Raw genomic sequence first — 14,983 nt, forward strand, 5'->3', positions numbered from 1 at the left:
AGCATGAAGCGCGTGACCGGTATTGGCGGCATTTTCTTCAAGGCGAAGGACCCGGCCGCGCTGGCGGCGTGGTACCGCGACCATCTGGGGCTCGACGTCGGCGGCTGGAACGGCGCGGTCTTTCCCTGGGGAGGCGAGGGCAGCGCCCCGGGCGTGACGATCTGGAGTCCGTTCGCGGCCGACACCGCCTACATGGCGCCGGGCACCGCGTCGTTCATGGTCAACTTCCGCGTCGCCGACCTGGATGCGCTTCTCCCCGTGCTCCGTGCCGAAGGCTGCGATGTCGTCGACAGGACCGAGGCTTCGGCGCAGGGAAAGTTCGGCTGGGTCATCGACCCGGAAGGCAACAAGATCGAGCTCTGGGAGCCTGCGCCGGGGCAGTAGCGCGCCGGGGAGAAGCCGAGGAAAGTGAAGCGTATCGTCGCCAACAGCCGCACCGGCGAGCCGGACGCGGCCGACGCGTTCTACCGCGTGGTCCTCGGCCTGGAGGCGGTGATGGACCATGGCTGGATCGCGCACCTGCGCGGCTGCATCGCGCATGACCACGCAGGTGAGCTTCGCCGTTGAAGGCGGATCAGGGACGCCGGTGCCGGACCTGTCGGTGGAGGTCGACGACCTGGACGAAGCGCTGGCCCGTGTCCGTGCCGCCGGCATCGCCATCGAATATGGGCCGGCGCACGAGCCGTGGGGTGTGCGCCGGTTCTTCGTGCGCGATCCGTTCGGCAGGCGGGTGAACCTGCTGCAGCACGACCGGCCCGATTGAATGCGGCGCGTTGAAGTTCAGGTCCGCGCCGTGCGCGCCAGTGCCAGCCGCAGCAGGCGCGCGTCGAGCCATTCGCTGAAGCCGGCAGCCCGCTCCAGCCGCATGCGCTGCAGGTACATTGCATCGTTGTCGCCGGGACCCTGGCGCAGGGCGGCAAGCACGGTACGCAGCTTGCCGCCGGCACTGCCGGTGTTGGTCTTCAACCAGCCCAGGGCCCGCAGCAGGTCCTGCTCGAGCGGGGTGAAGTCGCTGCCCAGCGGGTAGTCGGGCAGGCTGCCGTCGCGACGGAACGGTGCCAGTGCCGCGGACAGGGCCTGCGCGCGATTGCGCTGCCAGTGTGCCGGCGCCACGAAGTCGCCCGCCAGCTTCTTCGCGGCCCTGGCCTGTTGCAGCAGCGGTGCCTGGAAGGCGGCATCGGTAATGCCGGCCATCGCGATCACGCAGTCCTCGTCGGTCATACCGCGCAGGTCGGCGATGCCGTATTCGTTGATGAAGATATCGCGCAGGTGCCGCGGGATCGTGGTGTGCCCATAGTTCCAGCGCACATTGGACTGCGCCTTGCCGGCATCGTCGCGCAGTGCGCGGAACATCAGCACGCCGCGGGCATCGTCCAGCGCGTGCGCCATCGCCACGAAGTTGTACTGGCCGCCGACCCCGGACACCACCCGGCCATCGTCCAGCGCGTCGGATACCGCCGCGCCGAGCGCGGTGGCCATCATGCAGGAGTTGAAGAAGCGCGCCTGCCGGCGCTGCAGCCGCTGCAGGGTTTCGTCGCCGCTGCGGAACTGGTTGATCTCGCTGATGCGGCGCATGCCGATGGCACGGCCCTGGTCGGCGGGCAGCTGCCGCAGCCAGTCGTAGAACTCCGGCGAGCCGAGATAGAACGCGCCATGCAGGTACTCGCCCTCCTCGGCCAGCCGCGCATGGTCGGCGGTGTAGGCGCTGCCGTTGGCCAGGCGTTGCATCAGCGCCAGGTCGTCATGCACCTTGCGACGGATCACGCCGCTCTGCACCAGCTTGCGGAAGCCCTCGTTGAGCATTTCGCTGCAGCCGTACAGGCCGATGTCGAACGGTTCCAGTCCACCGATGGCGTGCACCAGCGGATGCTGCTCCAGCGCCGGGTCCAGTGCGTGCAGTACCCTGCGGTAGCAGGCGTTGTCGGTGTGGCGCAGGACCAGGGCATGGCTGAGCGCGTCGGCCAGCGCACCGATGCCGATCTGCAGGGTGCCGCCGTCGCGCACCAGGGTGCTGGCATACAGGCCGATGGCGTAGTCGGCGTCGCTTACCGGTTGCCGCGGCAGGCCGAACAGTTTCGGATACGGACCGGGCGGGGTCAGTACCAGGTCGAAGAACCCGGCCTCGACCGTGGCGCTGCCGCCCATCCAGGGCAGTTCCGGGTCGACCTCGGCGATCAGCAGCGGGCGCGGCAGCCCGCGTGCGATGACGGCGTCGATCGTGTCCTGGGTGAGATCGTTGTTGCACGACAGCGACAGCCGCGTACTGCCTTCGTGGCGGGCCACTTTCTGCACGATGGCATGCGGCGCGCGCTGCGCCAGCGCATCGGCGACGTGGGTGTAATTGAGACTGGTGTAGGCGCGTTGCGCCTGCGCCGAACCCAGCAGTGCCCCGGACTGCATGTAGAACTCCTCCACCTGCACATGCGCGGGCAGGGCGTCGCGCGCGATCGCCAGGGCATAGGCCAGGCGCGGGAAATCCGTGCCGAAATGGCGCTCGACGAACGGCCGCAGGAAGCGCGCCTGCAATCCGTCGCCGGCGGCATCGGGCGGATCGAGCGAGAGCGCGGTGTAGAGCTGCAGCGGATGCGATGGATCGCTCTCGATGCGGGCGTACAGCGCATTGAGCAGGCGGTGCGGCTTGCCCAGCGCCAGCGGCGCGGCGATGCGCAGGGGGCCGCCGACATGGGCCAGCAGCCACGCCACGGCGGCATCGGGATCGGTCACATGATGGGGCATGGCGGGTGCATCGTTCGTGGGGAGCGGCATTACAGCATCGCTGCGATGAAGCCATGGTCGGTGCGCTTGACAGGCGTTTCGATTACCCGTGTAATCGTTGAAAATCACGGATGTAAACGATGATCCGGATCAGCGAAGCCGAAGCGGTGGTGATGGAGGTCCTGTGGGAGGCGCACCCGCTCGCGGCCGAGGACGTGATCGCGCGCGTCGCCGGGCGCAACGACTGGGCCGAAGCCACCGTCAAGACCTTGCTCAACCGCCTGCTCAACAAGGGCGCGATCAGTGCGGTGAAGGAGCGGCGGCGCTATCTGTATGCGCCGCGGGTGCAACGCGATGCATGGGTGCTGGAAGAAAGCAGCAGCCTGCTGGAGCGCCTGTTCGACGGCCGCGTGGCGCCGCTGGTGGCGCACTTCAGCCAGCACCGGAAGCTGGGTCGTGACGACGTGGCCGAACTGCGCAGGCTGCTGGAGGAGCTCGATGATGACCAGCCTTGAATTGATGCGGGCCTTGCTGGCCACCGCCCTGGCCGGCAGTGCGGCGATGGCGGTGGTGCTGGCGTTGCGCGGCATGGTGCGGCGCCGGCTGGGTGCCAGCGCGGCGTATCTGCTGTGGCTTGCGGTGCCGGTCGCGCTGTTGGCGGTGCTGTTGCCGGCGCCGCACATGGCGGTTCCGCCGATGACGGCCATCGGCACGGCGATGTCGAACGCGGCAACGCGTACCGCGACCGGCATGTCGCCGGTACTGCCGTGGTCGGCACTGCTGGGCGCGGCATGGCTGGTCGGCGCCCTGGCGACGGCCGCATGGCTGCTGCGCCAGCAGCATCGGTTCGCCCGGGGACTTGGGCGGCTGCGGCGGCGCGACGATGGGTTGTGGCAGGCGCAGGCCACCACCGGCCTGCCGGCGATCATCGGCCTGTTGCCGCCGCGCATCGTGCTGCCGGTGGATTTCGAACAGCGCTATACCGCACAGGAGCGACGGCTGGTACTGCTGCACGAACGGGTGCACCTGCGCCGCGGCGACATCGTCGTCAACGCGCTTCTGGCGGCGATGCAGTGCCTGTACTGGTTCAACCCGCTCGTGCCGCTGGCAGTGCGCCGCTGCCGCGAGGACCAGGAATTCTCCTGCGACGAGCGTGTCATCGCCGGCGGCGGCGCGCGCCGCAGTTATGGCAACGCCATGCTCAAGACCGGGCTGGTGTCGTCGTCCCTGCCGGTGGGGTGCCCCTGGCAGGGCGAGCATCCATTGAAGGAGCGGATCGCCATGTTGAAGCATCCCGTGCCCGGCAAGAAACAATGGCTGGCGATGGTGCTGTTGTCGGCGGGCCTGTCGTCGGGGCTGGGCTTGGCGGCCTGGGCGGCGCAGCCGCTGGCGCTGCCACAGGTCGCTGCCGGCGCCGGGGCGGGGTCGACGGCGATGCAGCCCGCCACCGGGGAAACGCCGGACGCGCCGGCGCGCATGCCGGGCTTCGCCGCCATGACGCCGCCGCGCTATCCGCCGAGCATGCACACCGGGCAGGTGCTGCTGAAAGTGGAAGTGGCCGCCGACGGCACGGCCACCCGGGTCACCGTCGACCGCAGCTCCGGGCATGACGACCTGGACGAAGCGGCAATGGCGGCAGCCCGTGGGTGGACGTTCGTCCCGGCCTACAGGAATGGCAGCGCCGTGGCCGGCGAGGTGAGCGTGCCGGTGCGCTTCGAGATGGACGCCCCGTCTCCCGGCACGGGCGATGCCTCGTGATGCGGCGGCCCATGGCTGCAGCGCTGTGGCTGTCGCTGGCCGTGGCCGGCTGCGCGACGCGGCCGCCTGCCAGCGAGGCGGTGGCCGATACCTACAATGTCGGCCAGCGCCTGCTCCTGGCCGAAGCCGGCAGTGGGTCGGCAGGCGGCGTGCAGCCGTATACCCTGTCGGCCAGCGAGGTGTTCCGCATGCCCGTTCCAAGGCATGCGCCGTTGCCGGAACTGCCCGGCCTGCCGGTGCGGAACTCGCTGCCGCCGGTGACGGTCTGCCTGAATGTCGTGGTCGATGCCCAGGGCGGGGTACAGCGCAGCTTCCCGCTGCTGGGCCACAGTCAGTGCGGCGCCGGCAATGACGCGGGCAACGGGTATCTGCTGCAGGCCGCGGACGATGCCGTGCGGCAATGGCGCTTCGCGCCCGCGGCGATCTGCCGCTTTGACGCCGGCACCACGCCGGCGGCGCCTGACGATTGCAGCGGTGCCGCGCAGGTACAGGAGGTGCCGGTGACGCTGCCCTATGCCTTCACTTTCGAGATCGTGCAGGGACAGGCACGGGTACGCATCGAACGGACGCCCCGGTGAGCCCGGCCGGGCCGGGTGACCGTTCGATCAGCGTTGCCCGGGTGCCGTGTCCAGCAATTCGTTGAGCAGCGCCGCCAGCCGTTCGCCGGCCAGGCGCAGCTGCGCTTCGGCCAGCGGGCGCCAGGTGTCGGCATAGGCCTGGCCGATCTTGCGGTTGGCCGGGTAGATGCCCTCGCGGGTGGCGATGCGGCAGCTCTGTTCGGCCCAGCGCGTGGCGTCGCGCTGCAGTTGCGGCGCAACCACGCCCGACGGGGCGGGCAGCGCCTGCAGGCGCTGCAGGTAGTGCTCGTCGTCCAGCTGCAGGGCGTAGAACATGCCGCTGTCCCACAGCGAGTGCAGGTTGGTGCCGCGCTCGTTGAACTGCAACTGGTAGGTGTTGCCGCCCTTGTCGTGGCCGTAGCCGGCATGCATGGGCTGGTGTATGTCGCCGACCAGGTGCACGACGAACTTGAGTGCCTGCAGGCGCTCGCCGTCGGAGAGGCTGCGGTCGGCCAGGCGCGCGCTCTGCGCCTTCAGTGCCTCGATCACGCAGTCGCCGTTGCGGCAGTGCCTGTGCCGGTCATAGGCGCAGCCATCCTCGGCCATGTTGATGTAGTGCCAGCCAGCCGAGCGCCTGCCCAGGCCCGGGTCCTCGGCGCGCAGCTGGTCGGCCCACGGCGCGATGCCACCCAGGGTGGCGCCGTTTTCAGTGGCGAGCAGGCGCTCCACTTCCGCTTTCGCGACAGGGTCCAGGCGGGTTTCGGCAATGCGTGCGACAAGGCGGTGGCCCTGTGCGCCCCACGCGAAGGCCGGTGCGCTGGTCAGGGATGCGGCGGCCAGGATGATGCCGGAGAAGAGCAGGGGGATGCGGACGCGGATTTTCATCGCCGCATTCTAGCGGCGCGGTGGCGGATGCCGTGTGCCGAAAGTGGCGGGCCTGTCCACGAGCCCACCGCGCTTGGCTCGCGGCAGGTCATGAACAGGCCCTGGGAAACGCCCTTCCCCCTCGGTACCGGGGGAGAGGGTGGGATCAGAACGAGCGGACGTAGGCCACGCCGTAGACCAGCGGGTCGATGTTGGCGGTGCCCAGCTTGTTGCCGTTGACCTTGACCTTGGTGTCGATGTCGGCCCAGCGCAGGTCAACGCGCAGCGCGTCCTTCTTGGTCAGCGCGAAGTCCAGGCCGGCATGCGCGGCCAGGCCCCACGAGTCTTCCAGCTTCAGGCGGGTACCGGCCAGCGCGCCCTTGCTGTCGGTGCTGAAGAACTTGGTGTAGTTCACGCCCAGGCCGACGAACGGGGTGACCTTGCTGCTGTTGGCGAAGTGGTACTGCAGCGAGACCACCGGCGGCAGCTGCTTGGTGCGGCCCACGGTGCCGACGCCGTCGATGCTGACGTCGTGCTGGAACGGCAGTGCGGCCAGCACTTCAACGCCCACGTTGTTGGCGACGAAGTACTCGAAGGTCACGGTCGGACGCACGCTGCTGTCCACCTTGGTCGGCAGGGCGCCCAGGCCCAGGGCCGAACCGTTGAGGTCGCCAGCGCTGGACTTCGGATCGACGTTGTGGACGCCGACGCCCAGGGTCCAGTCACCCTTGGACTGCGCCATGGCGGGGGCGGCGGACAGAACCAGGGCGGCGGCGAGGCCGGACAGCAGCAGGGCGGGGGTCTTGCGCATGGTGCGTTTCCATTGCTTGGTGAGGATGGCGCAAGTCTCCGCGTGGCGGCGGGGGCCTGCCTTGATCCGGATCAAACCCGCGTCCGCGCTCATGGCGCGTTCACGATACGGACAGCGGTGGGCGGGCTGTCCGGCGCCGGCCGGGGCCGGGGCCGCCACGGCCAGCGCGCTGGGCCCGGCTGCTACAATGAGCCCCCTTTCCACCCCCGCCGCAGCGGTCTGCGGCCGCAGGAGTTCGTGAACATGGCAATCAAGGTCGGCATCAACGGTTTCGGTCGCATCGGGCGCAACGTGCTGCGCTCGGCAGTGTTGAACTTCGGCAACGACATCGAAGTCGTGGCCATCAACGATCTGCTGGAGCCGGATTACCTGGCCTACATGCTCAAGTACGACTCCGTGCACGGCCGCTTCAAGGCCGATGTCGCCATCGAGGGCGGCCACCTGCTGGTCAACGGCAAGAAGATCCGCCTGACCCAGGAGCGTGACCCGGCCAACCTGAAGTGGGACGAGGCGGGCGTCGACGTGGTGATCGAATCCACCGGCCTGTTCCTGACCAAGGAAGCGGCGCAGAAGCACATCGATGCCGGCGCCAGGAAGGTGATCATGTCGGCACCGTCCAAGGACGACACGCCGATGTTCGTGTTCGGCGTCAACGACAAGACCTATGCCGGCCAGGCGATCATCTCCAACGCCTCGTGCACCACCAACTGCCTGGCGCCGCTGGCCAAGGTCATCAACGACAAGTGGGGCATCAAGCGTGGCCTGATGACCACCGTGCACGCCGCCACCGCCACCCAGAAGACCGTCGACGGCCCGTCCAACAAGGACTGGCGCGGTGGCCGCGGCATCCTCGAGAACATCATCCCCTCGTCCACCGGTGCGGCCAAGGCCGTGGGCGTGGTGATCCCGGAGCTCAACAAGAAGCTCACCGGCATGAGCTTCCGCGTGCCGACCTCGGACGTGTCGGTGGTCGACCTGACCGTCGAGCTGGAGAAGCCGGCCACCTATGCCGAGATCTGCGCCGAAGTGAAGGCCCAGAGCGAGGGCCCGCTGAAGGGCGTGCTGGGCTACACCGAGGACAAGGTCGTGGCCACCGATTTCCGTGGCGAGACCCACACCTCGGTGTTCGACGCCGAAGCCGGCATCGCGCTGGACTCCACCTTCGTCAAGCTGGTCAGCTGGTACGACAACGAGTGGGGCTACTCCAACAAGTGCCTGGAAATGGTGCGCGTGGTCGCGGCCTGATCCGCACCGCAGGGGTATGAAGCAAGGGCGCCGCGGGCGCCCTTCTTTTTGCCCGCGGCGGCGCGGATGCGGCAGGGCGCAGGGCGCCGTCGGAGCGGTTGTGCGGCTTGCGTTTCGACGGGACGTGGATGAAGGTGGCGTGGCACCTTCCGGTGACAGGGACGGCGAATGGACGACGAGATCGTGTTGTTGGGGTTGCTGCTGCTGGCGGTGGTGCTGGCGGTGCCGGTGCTGCTGGTCATGGCGCTGGTATCGGTGGCCTCGCTGAAACGGCGCGTGGCCGCGCTCGAGGACGCGCTGGCGCGCGGGCAGGCCGGCGAAGCGGGCCGCGCCGCCGATCCGGGCAACGCGCGGCATGGCCTGCCGCAGGCACGCGAGCTCCCGCCCGCGCCGGTCGAGCCCGCGCCGGAACCCGCGGTGGATGCGCCGGAGCCATCGCCGCCCACGGTTGCGCCGCCGCTGCCGCCGCTGCGCGAACCCCTCGCGCCGCCGCATGTCCGCAGCGCTCCCGGTCCTGCGCCGGCGCCGGAAACGACGCCAGCGGCCGGGCCGAACCTCGTCGAGCGCGGCATCGCGTACATCAGGCAGTGGTTCACCCGCGGCAACGTGCCGGTCAAGGTCGGCATGCTGGTACTGCTGGCCGGCGTGGCGGCGCTGCTCAAGTACGGCAGCGATGCCGGCTGGTTCAGTTTCCCGCCTGCGTTCCGCCTGGCCGGCATCAGCCTGGCGGCATTGGCCGGGCTGGCGTTCGCCTGGCGCAAGCGCGGGAGCCACCGTGCGTTCGCGCTGGCCCTGCAGGGCGGTGCGATAGGCGTGCTGCTACTGGTGGTGTTCGCCGCGTTCAAGAACCACGGCCTGATCGACGCGCTGCCGGCGTTCGCGATCAGCGTGGTGCTGATCGCCGGGCTGTGCGTGATGGCGGTGCTGCAGGAGTCGCGCACGCTGGCCATCCTCGGCGTGCTGGCCGGGTTCATGGCGCCGGTCTGGCTGTCCGATGGCAGCGGCAACCATGTCGGCCTGTTCTCGTACTACGCGCTGCTCAACGCCGGCATCTTCGCCATCGCCTGGGTACGGCCGTGGCGCATCCTCAACCTGCTTGGTTTCGTCTTCACCTGGGGCATCGGCACGTTCTGGGGCGTGCTCGATTACGCGCCGGCCAAGTTCGCCAGCACCGAGCCGTTCCTGCTGCTGTTCTTCGCGTTCTACCTGTTGTTGCCGCTGCTCCATGCACGCAAGGCGGCGACCCCGGGCGGGGCGCGCATCGATGGCTGCCTGCTGTTCGGCACGCCGCTGGTGGCGTTCTCGCTGCAGGCCGCCCTGCTGGAGGGCGAGCGAATGCCGCTGGCACTGTGCGCGCTCGGCGTGGCGGTGGTCTATGCGGTGCTGGCGCGTGCATTGTGGCGCCGCGAGCGGCTGCATCTGCTGGCGCAGGGGCATGCCATCCTGGCGGTGGGCTTCGCCACGCTGGCGGTGCCGCTGGCGCTGTCGGCGCAGGCCACGGCCTCGGTCTTCGCGCTGGAAGGCGCCGGCCTGGTCTGGCTGGGCCTGATGCAGCAGCGCCGGCTGGCGCGCTGGACCGGCATCGGCCTGCAGCTGGCGGCGGCATTCGCGCTGGCGGTGGGCATCGCGGGCGCCCATGCCATCCCTGGCGGTGCCGGGCACGCCGTCGCCAACGCGACTTTCATGGGCGCGCTGCTGGTCGCGCTGGCCGGTTTCGCCAGCGCGTGGCTGCACCGCGGCGCCGGCAACAGGCTGCTGGCCGTGATCGCCTATGCCTGGGGCCTGGCCTGGTGGATGGGCAATGCCGGTACCGAGATCGCGCGCTTCGTGGAGCCGCGCAGCGTCCTGCACGCGATGCTGCTGCTGCTGGGCGTGAGCGGCTGGCTGGCGGCCGAGGTGCACCGCCGCCGGCCGGCGCTGGCACTGTCGCTGACCACGCTGGGGTGCCTGGTACTGGCGTTCCCGCTGGCGTTCCTGCAGCTCGGCGCATACGGCCAGCCGTTTGCCGGCCATGGTGCCTGGGCCTGGCCGCTGTTCGCCGCGCTGGGCCTGCGCAGCCTGTTGTGCCTGCGCGCGGCGGGCGATGCCATCGCCGGCGCGGCGCAGCTTGCCTGGTGGCTGCTGTGGCCGACGGTGCTGTCGCTGTTGTCCTGGCACCTGGGCACGCGCTTCGAACTGGCCGGGGGCTGGGTCGGGATGCTGCTGGCGCTGCCGTGGCTGCTGCTGGCGGCGATATCGATCCACCGCTGGCGCTGGCTGGCGCAGCCGCTGGGTGCCGCGTTCGACCGCTACCGGCCGGTCCTGCAGGCGGCGATCTTCGCGGTGCTGGGCCTGTGGTGGCTGGTCTCGCTGGCCAGCGCCGGGGCTGCGGCGCCGTTGCCGTGGATCGCGCTGCTCAACCCGCTGGACCTGGCGCAACTGGCGGTGCTGGTGCTGGCGGCGATGGTGCTGTGGTCAGCCGATGCGGGCCCGCGGCTGGCCGGGCTGCGCCGGGGGCTGCTGCCGTTGGCGGCGCTGCTGCTGGTCAGCACCATCACCCTGCGCGCCGTGCATCACTGGGGCGGCATCGACTGGAATGGCCGCCTGATCGACACCAGCCTGGCGCAGACCAGCCTGACCGTGGTGTGGAGCCTGCTGGGCGTGATCGGCTGGGTAAGCGGCTCGCGCCGCGGGCAATGGGCCGTGTGGCTGGCCGGTGCGATCCTGATGGGCGTGGTACTGGCCAAGCTGCTGCTGATCGACCGCGCCAACCTGGGCGACCTGCTGGGCATCGGTGCCTTCATCGCCTACGGACTGCTGTGCACGCTGGTCGGCTGGCTGGCGCCGGCCCCGCCGCGCCACCGTGGCAACGACCCGCAACCGGAGGAGGCATCCGCATGATCAGGCGTTTGTGGTGGATGGCGCTGCTGCCGCTGGCGGCACAGGCAGCCGACGATTTCGCCATGCAGTGGCCGCTGCGGCCGGCGCATCCCGATGCCGGCGCGTATCGCGTGGTGCTGGATGCCGGGGTCTACCGTGCGGCGTACTGGCGCGACCTGCGCGATGTGCAGGTGATCGACGCCGACGGCAAGCCGATGGCCAGCGCGGTACAGGCCGCGGCCACGCCGATCGCCGGGCCGGCACGGCAGGTGGAACTGGACTGGTTCGCCGTGCCCGCCGGTGCCGCCACGACCATGGGCGGAGACCTGAGCGTGGTGGTGCAGCGCGATGCCGGTGGCAACGTGGTGTCGGTGCGCAATGCGCTGGGCACCGCCGCCGCGGGCCAGGGCGACCCGGCATTGCTGGTGGACCTGGGACGGCAGGCCGGGCAGGTGCGTGCATTGCGCGTGGAATGGGAAGGCGAGCCGGCGGCGCTGGACCTGGGCTACCGGCTGGAGGGCAGCGATGACCTGCGCCGCTGGCAGGTGCTGGACCCGGAAGTACGGCTGGTACGGTTGCGCAACCAGGGGCGGCAGCTGAGCAGCGACCGCGTGGCGGTGCCCACGGCGTCGCGTTACCTGCGGCTGGTGCCGCTGCAGCGTGAAGGCGCGCCGCCGCTGCGCGCGTTGCGTGGCGAGCTTGCCGGCGACGCGGTCGCCGACGATTGGCAGTGGGTCGAGCTGACCGCATCGGCCCCCGGCGACGACCCGGCGGCCCGGTTCGGCTACCAGGTCCAGGGCCGTTTCCCGGTGCAGCGGGTGGACGTGGCGATGCCGGCCAACACCGCGGTGGCATGGACCGTGTCCAGCCGCGACGAGGATCGCCGGCAGGCCGGTGCGGAGCCGGCCTGGCAGGTGCATGCCCGCGGCTGGAACACCTGGACGCTGGAGGAAGGCGGGCGCCGGCAGGCCTCGGCACCGCTGCAGCTCGGGCAGGAAACCAGTGACCGCGACTGGCAGCTGCAGGCCGAACCGGCCGTGGCCGGCACGCCCGCGCCGACCCTGAAACTGGGCTACCGGCCGGGCAGCGTGGTGTTCCTGGCCCAGGGCCGCGCACCGTATCGGCTGGTTGCCGGCAACGCGCGGGCGGCCACCCGCGAAAGCAGCCTGGAGCCGATGCTGGCTGCGCTGCGTGCGCGCAACGGCGCGCAGTGGCAGCCGACGGTGGCGCGTCTCGGCGAAGGCGCGGTAAGCGCAGGCGACAAGGCCTATGCGCCGGCGGCACCGGTACGCGACTGGAAGAGCCTGCTGCTGTGGGCGGTGCTGGTGGCCGGCGCGCTGGCGGTGGCCGGCTTTGCGATCAGCCTGCTGCGCGGCGCCCGCCCCGCGAACGGCTGAGGTGGACACCGCGGGCGTTCCGTCTGCCGCGGTGGGCCTCAGCGGGCAGGCACCCCGGCATGCCCCTGCGCGTACGCGGCCTGCGGGTCGATGAAGTCCCGCCGCAGCAGTCCGTACAGCGCGCTGTCGGCGCATTCGCCGTTGACCTGCCAGCGTTCGCGCAGCGTGCCTTCGCGGACGAAGCCCAGCCTTTCGACCAGCCGGCACGAGGCCAGGTTGCGCGGGTCGATGTCGGCTTCGATCCGGCGCAGGCCCATGCCGTCGAACAGATGGCGCAGGATCATGCGCAGCGCCTCGCTGGCCAGCCCGCGCCCCTGCCAGTCGCGATGCAGGCTGTAGCCGATCTCGGCGCGACCCTGCTCCAGGTTCATCGCGAACACCGCGCTGCTGCCGATGAGCAGGTCGCTGCGTGCATCGGCGATGGCCCAGACCAGGATGTCCAGTTCGCGCCTCTGGCGGCGGATCTCGGCCAGCTTCTGCTCGGCCTGGGCCGGCCGGGTCCAGGCCGGACAGCTCCAGTAGCGCATCACCTGCGGATCGCTGTGGATGGCGAACAGGGCCGGCGCATCGTCCTCGCGCGGTTCGCGCAGGCGCAGGCGCAGGCTGGACAGTTCCGGTTGCGGCAGGCGCGTCGGCATCGGGCGTACCTCGGGTTTGCCCCGCCAGCGGGGGCGGGCGAGAATCACGGTTTACCGACAGTCTTCCGGAGCCGACCCGCCCTGTCCATCGTCCGCATGGCCCAGTTCGACCCCGCCGGCAAGCGCCTGCGGGTTGACCGGGGCACGAGGCGGCCAGGGTGGACTGCCGCATCGGCCAGCCGCGCCGCCGGGACCGACGTTCCCAGCCCGGCATGCCGTGCCATGGCCGGCGGCTCCACGACGTCCCCCACTCCTTCCCGAGAAGCCAGAGAATTGCCCATGTCCATCGTTCGCATGACCGACCTTGATCTTTCCGGCAAGCGTGTCCTGATCCGCCAGGATCTCAACGTGCCGATCGACGACAACGGCACGATCACCTCCGAACAGCGCATCACCGCCTCGCTGCCGACCCTGAAGCTGGCGCTGGAGAAGGGCGCCGCCGTGCTGGTGACCTCGCACCTTGGGCGACCGAAGGAAGGCGTGTGGAGCGAGGCCGACTCGCTGGCGCCGGTGGCCGCGCGCCTGTCCCAGCTGCTGGGTGTCGAGGTGCCGCTGGTCAAGGACTGGGTGGACGGCGTGGACGTGGCCCCGGGCAGGATCGTGCTGCTGGAGAACTGCCGCATGAACGTGGGCGAGGGCAAGGATGACGAAGCCCTGTCGAAGAAGTACGCCGCGCTGTGCGACGTGTTCGTGATGGATGCCTTCGGTACCGCGCACCGTGCGCAGGCCTCGACCCATGGCGTGATCCGCTTCGCCCCGGTCGCCGCCGGTGGCCCGCTGCTGATGGCCGAGCTGGATGCGCTGGACAAGGCGCTGGCCAACCCCGCGCGGCCGCTGCTGGCGATCGTCGCCGGCTCCAAGGTCTCGACCAAGCTCGAGCTGCTCTCCAGCCTGGTCGGCAAGGTCGACCAGCTGATCGTCGGCGGCGGCATCGCCAACACCTTCATCGCCGCCGAGGGCCATGGCGTGGGCAAGTCGCTGGTCGAGAACGACCTGCTGGAAACGGCCCGCAGCATCGACGCGGCCGCCCGGGCGCGCGGTGCCGAGATCCCGCTGCCGGTCGACGTGGTCGTGGCCCCGGCCTTTGCCGCCGATGCGCCGGCCACCATCAAGGCGGTCGATGCGGTGGGCGCCGACGACATGATCCTGGACATCGGCCCGCAGACCGCCGCGCAGTACGCCGCGCTGATCGCCAGGGCCGGCACCGTGGTGTGGAACGGCCCGGTCGGTGTGTTCGAGTTCGATGCCTTCGGCAAGGGCACCGAAGCGCTGGCCCGCGCCATCGCCGCGTCCAGCGCATTCTCCATCGCCGGCGGTGGCGACACCCTGGCCGCGGTGGACAAGTACGGCATCGCCGACAAGGTCAGCTACATCTCCACCGGCGGCGGCGCGTTCCTGGAGTTCCTCGAGGGCAAGACCCTGCCGGCGGTAGCGGCGCTGGAGGCCCGCGGGGCGTGAGCCGCGATGTGCTGTTCTTCGATCTCGACGGCACGCTGATCGATTCGGCCGTCGGCATCACCCGCTGCGTGGCCTACGGTTTGGAGCGGATGCAGCAGCCGGTGCCGCCGCCGGCCGAGCTGCGCCGCTGGATCGGACCGGCGCTGCGCACCAGCTTCACCCCGCTGTTCGGCGATGCGCAGCGCGTCGAACAGGCGGTGGCGCTGTATCGCGAACGCTTCGAACTGCACGGCTGGCAGGAACATGACGTCTATGCCGGCATCGGCGAGGTGGTGCAGGGGCTGCATGCCGCCGGCCACCGGCTGGCGGTGGTCACGGCCAAGAACGAGCCGCACGCGCGGCGGATCGTGGAGCACCTGCCGTTCGGCGGCTGTTTCGAGGACGTTATCGGTGCCACCGCCGACGGCGTGCGCAGCCACAAGCCGGAGTTGATCGCCGAAGCGCTGCAGCGGTTGTCGCTGGCGCCCGCGCAGTGCTGGATGATCGGCGACCGGCGCATGGACATCGAGGGCGCGCGCCACCATGGCATGCGCAACGTCGGCGTCCTGTGGGGCTTCGGCGGCCGCGAGGAACTGAGCGCTGCCGGGGCCGGTTCGCTGGCCGGCACGCCCGCCGAGCTGGCGCGGCTGCTGTCGCGCTGACGCCACCGCAGCGGCGGGCGGAGCGCTGCGTACGCTGAAG

Annotated in this window: 13 protein-coding genes and 1 pseudogene; 10 read left to right on the forward strand and 4 right to left on the reverse strand. The window is 70.4% G+C overall.

The genetic code is table 11. The annotated features are described in order from the left end of the window. Window positions 1-3: 3 nt before the first annotated feature. Together ABB33_RS03730 and ABB33_RS03735 are read left to right on the forward strand one after the other, a co-directional pair. A complete protein-coding gene (locus tag ABB33_RS03730; protein WP_054667334.1) occupies window positions 4-384 on the forward strand; it encodes a VOC family protein in 381 nt (126 codons plus the stop codon). Window positions 385-408: 24 nt separating this feature from the next. Then, a pseudogene (locus tag ABB33_RS03735) lies at window positions 409-763 on the forward strand (VOC family protein). A gap of 17 nt (window positions 764-780) precedes the next feature. On the opposite strand, the gene ABB33_RS03740 reads toward ABB33_RS03735, so the two are convergent. After that, entirely contained in the window at window positions 781-2,736 is a 1,956-nt protein-coding gene (locus ABB33_RS03740; RefSeq protein WP_056931195.1) for an acetyl-CoA hydrolase/transferase C-terminal domain-containing protein, read from the reverse strand. Window positions 2,737-2,855: 119 nt separating this feature from the next. Between ABB33_RS03740 and ABB33_RS03745 the strand changes: the two genes are divergently transcribed. The 3 genes from ABB33_RS03745 to ABB33_RS03755 are packed head-to-tail and all read left to right on the forward strand — an operon-like array spanning window position 2,856 to window position 5,051. Next, window positions 2,856-3,230 carry a BlaI/MecI/CopY family transcriptional regulator gene (locus tag ABB33_RS03745; RefSeq protein WP_054667330.1) on the forward strand — a complete coding sequence of 125 codons (375 nt, stop codon included), beginning with the start codon at window positions 2,856-2,858 and terminating at the stop codon, window positions 3,228-3,230. Then, window positions 3,217-4,473 (forward strand): TonB family protein, encoded by a 1,257-nt coding sequence (locus tag ABB33_RS03750; RefSeq protein WP_161809401.1) that lies wholly within the window; start codon window positions 3,217-3,219, stop codon window positions 4,471-4,473. The genes ABB33_RS03745 and ABB33_RS03750 overlap by 14 nt, the downstream gene beginning before the upstream one ends. An 11-nt stretch (window positions 4,474-4,484) precedes the next feature. Then, the gene (locus ABB33_RS03755) at window positions 4,485-5,051 is read left to right on the forward strand and encodes a hypothetical protein (RefSeq protein WP_056931197.1); all 567 of its coding nucleotides are present in this window, start codon (window positions 4,485-4,487) and stop codon (window positions 5,049-5,051) included. A gap of 27 nt (window positions 5,052-5,078) precedes the next feature. On the opposite strand, the gene ABB33_RS03760 is transcribed toward ABB33_RS03755, so the two are convergent. Both ABB33_RS03760 and ABB33_RS03765 read right to left on the reverse strand, forming a co-directional pair. Then, window positions 5,079-5,915, reverse strand: coding sequence for a S1/P1 nuclease (locus tag ABB33_RS03760; protein ID WP_056931198.1), 837 nt, complete (start codon window positions 5,913-5,915; stop codon window positions 5,079-5,081). A 145-nt stretch (window positions 5,916-6,060) separates the two neighbouring features. Continuing rightward, window positions 6,061-6,705, reverse strand: a complete 645-nt coding sequence (locus ABB33_RS03765) for an OmpW/AlkL family protein (RefSeq protein WP_054668757.1) — start codon at window positions 6,703-6,705, stop codon at window positions 6,061-6,063. Between the two features lie 243 nt (window positions 6,706-6,948). Between ABB33_RS03765 and gap the strand changes: the two genes are divergently transcribed. The 3 genes from gap (at window position 6,949) to ABB33_RS03780 (ending at window position 12,206) form a co-directional block, all read left to right on the forward strand. Further along, complete coding sequence (gap, locus tag ABB33_RS03770) at window positions 6,949-7,950, forward strand: type I glyceraldehyde-3-phosphate dehydrogenase (protein ID WP_054668756.1); 1,002 nt, start codon at window positions 6,949-6,951, stop codon at window positions 7,948-7,950. Between the two features lie 168 nt (window positions 7,951-8,118). Continuing rightward, complete coding sequence (locus tag ABB33_RS03775; protein WP_056931199.1) at window positions 8,119-10,830, forward strand: DUF2339 domain-containing protein; 2,712 nt, start codon at window positions 8,119-8,121, stop codon at window positions 10,828-10,830. After that, window positions 10,827-12,206 (forward strand): DUF3999 domain-containing protein, encoded by a 1,380-nt coding sequence (locus ABB33_RS03780; protein ID WP_082594974.1) that lies wholly within the window; start codon window positions 10,827-10,829, stop codon window positions 12,204-12,206. Before ABB33_RS03775 ends, ABB33_RS03780 begins: the two co-directional genes overlap by 4 nt. A 38-nt stretch (window positions 12,207-12,244) precedes the next feature. Here the strand turns inward: ABB33_RS03780 and ABB33_RS03785 are convergent, their stop codons facing one another. Then, on the reverse strand, window positions 12,245-12,844 hold the full coding sequence (locus ABB33_RS03785) for a GNAT family N-acetyltransferase (protein ID WP_056931201.1): 600 nt from the start codon (window positions 12,842-12,844) through the stop codon (window positions 12,245-12,247). A 279-nt stretch (window positions 12,845-13,123) separates the two neighbouring features. On the opposite strand from ABB33_RS03785, the gene ABB33_RS03790 reads away from it, so the two are divergent. Continuing rightward, complete coding sequence (locus ABB33_RS03790) at window positions 13,124-14,302, forward strand: phosphoglycerate kinase (protein WP_054667316.1); 1,179 nt, start codon at window positions 13,124-13,126, stop codon at window positions 14,300-14,302. Beyond that, the gene (locus ABB33_RS03795; protein WP_056931202.1) at window positions 14,299-14,943 is read left to right on the forward strand and encodes an HAD hydrolase-like protein; all 645 of its coding nucleotides are present in this window, start codon (window positions 14,299-14,301) and stop codon (window positions 14,941-14,943) included. The genes ABB33_RS03790 and ABB33_RS03795 overlap by 4 nt, the downstream gene beginning before the upstream one ends. The last annotated feature ends 40 nt before the right edge of the window (window positions 14,944-14,983 follow it).

Origin of the sequence: Stenotrophomonas acidaminiphila, from assembly GCF_001431595.1 — a bacterium.
In the GTDB taxonomy this organism is placed as follows: domain Bacteria; phylum Pseudomonadota; class Gammaproteobacteria; order Xanthomonadales; family Xanthomonadaceae; genus Stenotrophomonas; species Stenotrophomonas acidaminiphila.

Bases quoted from the DNA above. Each gene is read 5' to 3' on its own strand.
- ABB33_RS03765 (WP_054668757.1), bottom strand. From the start codon at position 6,705: ATGCGCAAGACCCCCGCCCTGCTGCTGTCCGGCCTCGCCGCCGCCCTG.
- ABB33_RS03740 (WP_056931195.1), bottom strand. From the start codon at position 2,736: ATGCCCCATCATGTGACCGATCCCGATGCCGCCGTGGCGTGGCTGCTG.
- ABB33_RS03750 (WP_161809401.1), top strand. From the start codon at position 3,217: ATGACCAGCCTTGAATTGATGCGGGCCTTGCTGGCCACCGCCCTGGCC.
- ABB33_RS03755 (WP_056931197.1), top strand. From the start codon at position 4,485: ATGGCTGCAGCGCTGTGGCTGTCGCTGGCCGTGGCCGGCTGCGCGACG.
- ABB33_RS03775 (WP_056931199.1), top strand. From the start codon at position 8,119: ATGGACGACGAGATCGTGTTGTTGGGGTTGCTGCTGCTGGCGGTGGTG.
- ABB33_RS03730 (WP_054667334.1), top strand. From the start codon at position 4: ATGAAGCGCGTGACCGGTATTGGCGGCATTTTCTTCAAGGCGAAGGAC.
- ABB33_RS03780 (WP_082594974.1), top strand. From the start codon at position 10,827: ATGATCAGGCGTTTGTGGTGGATGGCGCTGCTGCCGCTGGCGGCACAG.
- ABB33_RS03760 (WP_056931198.1), bottom strand. From the start codon at position 5,915: ATGAAAATCCGCGTCCGCATCCCCCTGCTCTTCTCCGGCATCATCCTG.
- gap (WP_054668756.1), top strand. From the start codon at position 6,949: ATGGCAATCAAGGTCGGCATCAACGGTTTCGGTCGCATCGGGCGCAAC.
- ABB33_RS03785 (WP_056931201.1), bottom strand. From the start codon at position 12,844: ATGCCGACGCGCCTGCCGCAACCGGAACTGTCCAGCCTGCGCCTGCGC.
- ABB33_RS03745 (WP_054667330.1), top strand. From the start codon at position 2,856: ATGATCCGGATCAGCGAAGCCGAAGCGGTGGTGATGGAGGTCCTGTGG.
- ABB33_RS03790 (WP_054667316.1), top strand. From the start codon at position 13,124: ATGTCCATCGTTCGCATGACCGACCTTGATCTTTCCGGCAAGCGTGTC.